The organism is Pseudomonas antarctica (assembly GCF_900624995.1).
In the GTDB taxonomy this organism is placed as follows: domain Bacteria; phylum Pseudomonadota; class Gammaproteobacteria; order Pseudomonadales; family Pseudomonadaceae; genus Aquipseudomonas; species Aquipseudomonas antarctica.
Genome location: NZ_UYXQ01000174.1, coordinates 1 through 6,421, shown reverse-complemented (window position 1 = coordinate 6,421; position 6,421 = coordinate 1). Strand labels below are relative to the sequence as shown.

Sequence of the window (6,421 nt, the reverse complement as noted above, 5' to 3'; positions counted from 1 at the left end):
TGTCGGAGGTGGAAGCCCACCCGGGGCGCGCGGTGTTCCTGGGGACGGCACCGCTGCCGTTATTGCGCGAGCTGCATGACTTTTACCTGCCCCTGGCCGAAGAAGGTGAATTGCAACTGCGCCTCGACGTGCCGGACTCGCTGCCGTGGATCACCGGCGACCGCGCACTGTTGTTCGAAGCCTTGGCCAACCTGTTGAGCAACTCGATCAAGTTCTCGCCACCGGGCGGTGAAGTGATCTTGCGTGGCGTCAATGATGCCGGCAGCACGCGCATCGAAGTCCACGACTCAGGCCCAGGCATCCCGGCAGCGGAGCGCAACGCGGTGTTTCAGCGTTTCTATCGCGTGGATGAAAGCGACCAGCAAGGCGGGTTCGGGTTGGGCTTGTCGATTGTGGCGGCGATCATCAACTTGCACGGGTTCAAGTTGGAAGTCGGCAACAGCCAATGCGGTGGTGCGTGTCTGCTGATGGAGTGTCGGCAACAGTTAATGCCCGAAGCCTGAAGGTTACCTTGGGCAAAAAAATGTGGGAGGGAGCTTGCTCTCGATAGCGGTGGTTCAGTCGATATTTCTGCTGACTGACACACTGCCATCGGGAGCAAGCCCCCTCCCACATTAGATCTCAACTGTCTGTCGGATCAGATCAGGCCGGGAAGTTTGCGCGCAGCGCCTCAAGCCCACCGCCGTACACACCGGCAAACAACTCTTCGACCGCCGCATCCGTAGTGCCGGCGGCGGGGGTGAACACGCCGGACCAGGTCACTTTTGCCGACGCCTGCGTCAACGCCTCAACCTGCAACGTCGCCAGGTAAGCACTCACCGGAAACGGCGACTGCTCAATGGTGTAGCTGTACGTACGCGCCACGTTATCAAAGCGCTGCAAACGCTCGACCACTACACCGCCGTCCGCCGTTTCCAGGTGACGCACACGCCCACCGTCGTTCGCCTCGCTTTTGACGATAAGCGGCAGCCAATCCGGCAGCGCGTTGAAGCCGCCAATCAATTGCCAGACCTGATCGGCCGAAACCGGAACCTCGATGACAGAAGAAGCTGTCGCCATAATAAATACTCCAAAAAATAAAATGAATTCAGATCGCCAGGCTGTCGACCCGCAACGCAGCACCTGTGGTCGCAGAAGACAGGAAAATCAGCCGCCCGCCGGTAGTCACCGAACCCGCAGGCTGACAATGTTTTAAATGTGGGCGCAAATACCCTCCCACATGTGGATCGCGGCGCATCAGCTCACCCTCTCGCGCAAGCGAAACCATAACATCCCCAGCGCCAGCAGGGGCGAGCGCAACGCCTTGCCGCCCGGAAACGTCATGTGCGGCACCTGGCTGAAAATATCCAGGCCCTGGCTATGGCCGGCATGAATGGCTTGCGCTAAAAGCTTTGCGCACCAATGCGTCACGTTGAGCCCATGCCCGGAATAGCCCTGGGCATAGAACACATTCGGGTATTGCTTGAGCCGCCCGACTTGGGGAAAGCGGTTGGCGGTAATGCCAATCTTGCCGCCCCACTGGAACTCAATGGCGGTGCCTGCCAACTGCGGGAACACCTTGAGCAGCTTCGGTTGCATATACGCAGCGATATCCACCGGATCACGCCCGGAGTAATGACAGGCACCGCCGAACAACAAGCGTCGATCGGCAGAAAGTCGGTAGTAATCGAGGCCGACTTTCTGGTCGCACAGCGCCAGGTTTTGCGGGATCAATTGCTGGGCGACGGCCTCGGACAGTGGCTCGGTAGCAATGATATAGCTGCCCGCTGGAAGCACCTTGCCACTTAATCGCGGCTCCAGTTCGTCCAAGTGCGCATTGCACGCCAGCACCAGGTTGGCGGCGCGCACCGTGCCGCCGGCGCAACGCACCTCTACGGTGTCGCCGTGGTTCAGTTCGAGCACCTGGGTCTGTTCAAAAATGCGCACCCCCAGCCGCTCCGCCACCTGTGCCTCACCCAATACCAGATTCAGCGGGTGCAGATGCCCGGAGCCCATGTCCACCAGGCCTCCGGCGTAGCCTGTCGAGGCCACCACCTGCGCCATATCCTGCGGGCCTACCAGACGGGTTTCATGGCTGTACCCAAGCGCCGCCAGGTGCGCCTGTTCGCCGTTGAACGCAGCAAACTGCGCCGGGGTGTTGGCCAACTCGCAGAAGCCCCAGCGCAGGTCGCAGTCGATGCCATGCTCACGAATACGCTCGCCCACCAGCGCCACTGAATCAATCCCGGCGCGCTCCAGGTAGCGCACGCCCTCCTCGCCTACGTATTTGGCGAACCCCGAGACGTCATGGCCGATGCCACGAATCAACTGCCCGCCATTGCGCCCGCTGGCGCCCCAGCCGATGCGTCGGGCCTCCAGCAGGATCACCGAGAGACCACGCTGGGCCAGTTCGATGGCGGTGTTGACGCCGGTGAAACCACCGCCGATCACACACACGTCGGCGCTCAGGTCGGTGCCCAGCGATGGACGCTCTGGCATGGCGTTGGCCGAAGCGCGGTAATACGACCGGGCGTGGTCCTGGGACTGCATCATTTATTGGTCTTCACTTTGCTCCAGGCGCGGGTCATCAGGCGCATGGTCGCCGGGGTCGGCGTGGTGGAAATATACAGTTTGTCGAGGACTTCCTGGGACGGATACACCTCAGGGTTGTTCACCAGCTCCGGGGCCATGAAGGGTTTGGCGGCCGGGTTGGCGTTGGCATAACCGACCGAGGCGCTGACCTTGGCGATCACCTCGGGATCGAGCAGGTAATTAATAAAGGCGTGAGCTTCTTTCGGGTTGCTCGCGTCGACGGGAATCGCCAGCAAGTCGAACCACAGGTTGGCGCCTTCTTTGGGAATCGAGTAGGCAATGTTCACGCCGTTCTTGGCTTCCTTGGCGCGGTTGGCCGCTTGGAATACGTCCCCTGAATAGCCGAAGGCCACGCAGATATTCCCGTTGGCCAAATCCGATATGTACTTGGAAGAATGGAAATAGGTGATGTACGGCCGCAGCGTCAACAGCTTGGCTTCAGCCTGCTTGTAATCCTCGGGGTTCTCGCTGCGCGGGTCCTTGCCCATGTAATTGAGGATCGCCGGGAACAACTCATCCGCCGAGTCCAGGAAGGCGACGCCGCACTCGTGCAGCTTCTTGATGTTCTGCGGCTCAAACAGCACCGCCCACGAATCGATAGTGTCGATACCCAGCACCTGCTTGACCTTGTCGACGTTATAACCGATGCCGTTGGTGCCCCACAGGTAGGGCACCGAGTGCGCGTTGCCTGGGTCGTTTTTTTCCAGCAGCTTGAGCAACTTGGGGTCGAGGTTCTTGAAGTTTGGCAGTTGCGAACGATCCAGCTTCATGAACGCGCCGGCTTTTACCTGGCGCGCGAGGAAGTGGTTGGACGGCACCACCACATCATAGCCGGTGCGACCCGCGAGCAGCTTGCCCTCCAAGGTTTCGTTGGAGTCGAACACGTCGTAGACCACCTTGATCCCAGTCCTGGCCTGGAAATCCGCCAAGGTGGTCTCGCCGATATAGTCGGTCCAGTTGTAGACACTGACCGTTTGTGCCGCTTCGCTGGTGCTGCTGAATAGGGCCACCAGGGCCAGCGGGAGAAGCTTTTTGACAAGACGCATATCGACACCCCTTTAGTTTTTTTAGACGCTCAACAGCAGGAACTCGCGCTCCCAGGAGCTGATCACCCGCTTGAAATTTTCATGCTCGGCGCGTTTGACCGCGACGTAGCCGCGCACGAACTTTTCGCCCAGGTACTGCTTGACCGTGGCGCAATCTTCCATCCGCGCCAGTGCGTCTTCGAGGGTAAATGGCAGGCGCAGGTTGCGCCGCTCGTAGGCGCGGCCTTCCACCGGCGCGCTCGGCTCGATCTTTTCGATCATGCCCAGGTAGCCGCACAACAAGCTGGCCGCGATTGCCAAGTACGGGTTGGCATCCGCGCCCGGCAGGCGGTTTTCCACGCGCATCGCATCGGGACTGGAAGTCGGCACGCGCAGACCGACGGTGCGGTTTTCTTCGCCCCACTCGACGTTGACGGGCGCCGAGGTGTCCGGCAGAAAACGGCGGAACGAGTTGACGTTGGGCGCGAACATCGGCAGCAGCTTGGGGATGTATTTTTGCAGCCCGCCAATGTGGTGCAAAAACAATGGGCTCATCTTGCCATCGGCGTCGACAAACACCGGTTTGCCGGTGGCGATGTCCACCACGCTCTGGTGCAGGTGCATGGCGCTGCCCGGCTCGTCACCCACTGGCTTGGCCATAAACGTCGCCGCCACGTTGTGCTTGAGTGCGGCCTCGCGCAGGGTGCGTTTGAACACGGTGATCTGGTCGGCCAGGTCCAGGGCGTCGCCGTGACGAAAGTTGATTTCCATCTGCGCCGGGCCGTCTTCGTGGATCAGCGTATCGAGGTCCAGGCCCTGCAGTTCGCACCAGTCGTAGACGTCTTCGAACAGCGGATCGAACTCGTTGGCGGCTCCGGGTCTTCACAACGCTGGGTGAGGTAGAACTCCATTTCCGGCGCGACAATCGGCTGCCAGCCTTGCTCGGTATACAGCTGCAGGACCTTTTTCAGCACGTTGCGCGGCGACAATTCGATGGGGGTGCCGTGCTTGTCGAAGGTGTCGTGGATCACGATAGCGGTGGGCTCAATCGCCCAAGGGATGACGTACGTGGCGTTGACCGCCGGGCGGCAGATCATGTCGATGTCGGCCGGGTCCAGCAGGTCGTAGTAGATAGCGTCGTCGACAAAGTCCCCGGTCACCGTTTGCAGCAACACACTTTCCGGCAGGCGCATGCCTCGCTCATGCAGGAACTTGTTGGTGGGCGCAATCTTGCCGCGTGCAATGCCAGTCAAATCACTGATCACGCATTCGACTTCGGTAATCTTGTGTTCTTTCAGCCAGGCGTGCAGCTGATCGAAGGGGGTGTTCATAAGGACCTCGTCATGGGTTGGATGCGACGCAGGCTTGTACGCCCGGCGCATTGAGGTCTATCTTGGGCCAGCCTCGAAAGGGCATCTATCCACTTTGCACGAACCATAACGCACCAATAGAGTGCGCTCGGATCTTCCATGACACAGGCAACAGCTTTGCGTGTACAGGCCTTTACCACCGGTGACGTGGCCGCTCAATGCAGTGCAACACCCGGTTGGGTGCAGCAGTACCAGCAGATGTCCCCGGGGCATTTTGCCGGGCAAATTCGCTACCTCGACCTGCAGGGCGTGGAGGTCTACGAGGAATGCATGAACACCCGCGTGGAACAGCATTTCAACGCGCCGCCCGGTTCGTTGGCGTTCTGTTTCGACGGCAGCGACAACGCGCTGTACATGCTCAATGGCGAAAGCCACAACACCTGGATCACCCCGGAAAACTACCGCGAAGTGGCGGTGGTGTTCGGCCCGCAATTCGTGCAGCGCCATGGCCTGGATGTGGCCAGGCTTGAAGGGCTGTTCATGGCCCCGCTGACCTGTCAGCAGAACGCACTGTTCACGCGCTGGCTCAGTGGCACCCTCACACGGTTATCGGCGACGGTCGACCCGATCAGCCGCGATGCTCTGACCCAGCAGTTGCTCGATGACTGTCTGTTTATCCTCGACAATGCCTGCGTGTGCCTGGACCGCAGTTCGTTGCAACGCCGCAGCGACGAACGCCAGTTGATGGCGCGTATCGGCGAGTGGGCGGCGGATGCGCCGGATGAAACCGTCAACCTGTTGGAGCTGGCGCAGATTGCCGGTGTGCCGTTGCGCCACTTGCAGCAAGGCTTCAAGACCTATACAGGGATGAGCCCGGCGCAGTGGTTGCGCTTGCGGCGGTTGAACGGGGCGCGGCGCGAGTTGCTGACCTCAGCCGGCACCACTGTCGCCGAGGTGGCGATGAATTGGTCGTTCTGGCATTTGGGGCGGTTTTCCAATAGCTATCGGGCGTTGTTCCAAGAGCTGCCGAGCGAGACCCTCAAGCGCTCCAGCTGAAATGCAATCGCCCTGTGGGCGTTGGCTTGCCTGCGATAGCCTTAGGTATCTACACAACTTTTTTACGGGTTGAGTGCTGGGGTTGTCTCCGGGCCGCTGAGTACATATCCGTTATTTGGGTGATGGCTGATATGGGTTGCGCTCTTACAGCGGCTCACTTTTGGAAAAGAGCCCGGAATGCCGGCCCAGCCAAAAGTGAGCCGCTGTAAGAGCGCAACCCTACGAAGCCGTTACCGCAGCAACGGATATGTACTCAATCAACCCGAAAAAAATAGCCAGCCCAGAAGCAAGCACCCTCGCCACAGGTCTACCAGGCCATCGCAGGCAAGCCAGCTTGTATGGTTAGACTTGTTGGGGTGGTGGGACTAAAAGCCAGCATCTGACTCTAGCCAGTACAGACCGTGGGAGACTTCGCCCCACCCCTTCACCAAAGCGCCGATAAGGAATGCATCGGCCATG

At 60.0% G+C, this 6,421-nt stretch carries 5 protein-coding genes and 1 pseudogene; 2 read left to right on the top strand and 4 right to left on the bottom strand.

Translation table 11 applies throughout. From position 1 onward, the window contains the following. The coding region (locus E0F99_RS28265) for a sensor histidine kinase (RefSeq protein WP_242626943.1) at positions 1-503 on the top strand (503 nt) is incomplete at its 5' end. A 139-nt stretch (positions 504-642) separates the two neighbouring features. Here E0F99_RS28265 and E0F99_RS28255 read toward each other — a convergent pair. The 4 genes and pseudogenes from E0F99_RS28255 to E0F99_RS28240 form a co-directional block, all read right to left on the bottom strand. Further along, positions 643-1,059, bottom strand: coding sequence for an SRPBCC family protein (locus tag E0F99_RS28255; RefSeq protein ID WP_083358058.1), 417 nt, complete (start codon positions 1,057-1,059; stop codon positions 643-645). Between the two features lie 177 nt (positions 1,060-1,236). Further along, positions 1,237-2,532: an NAD(P)/FAD-dependent oxidoreductase gene (locus E0F99_RS28250; protein ID WP_083358057.1), complete on the bottom strand. Its 1,296-nt coding sequence runs from the start codon at positions 2,530-2,532 to the stop codon at positions 1,237-1,239. Then, positions 2,529-3,617: a polyamine ABC transporter substrate-binding protein gene (locus E0F99_RS28245; protein WP_083358056.1), complete on the bottom strand. Its 1,089-nt coding sequence runs from the start codon at positions 3,615-3,617 to the stop codon at positions 2,529-2,531. Before E0F99_RS28245 ends, E0F99_RS28250 begins: the two co-directional genes overlap by 4 nt. Before the next feature lie 21 nt (positions 3,618-3,638). After that, positions 3,639-4,927, bottom strand: a pseudogene (locus tag E0F99_RS28240) (glutamine synthetase family protein). Positions 4,928-5,065: 138 nt separating this feature from the next. Between E0F99_RS28240 and E0F99_RS28235 the strand changes: the two are divergent. Continuing rightward, complete coding sequence (locus tag E0F99_RS28235; RefSeq protein ID WP_083358055.1) at positions 5,066-5,962, top strand: helix-turn-helix domain-containing protein; 897 nt, start codon at positions 5,066-5,068, stop codon at positions 5,960-5,962. The last annotated feature ends 459 nt before the right edge of the window (positions 5,963-6,421 follow it).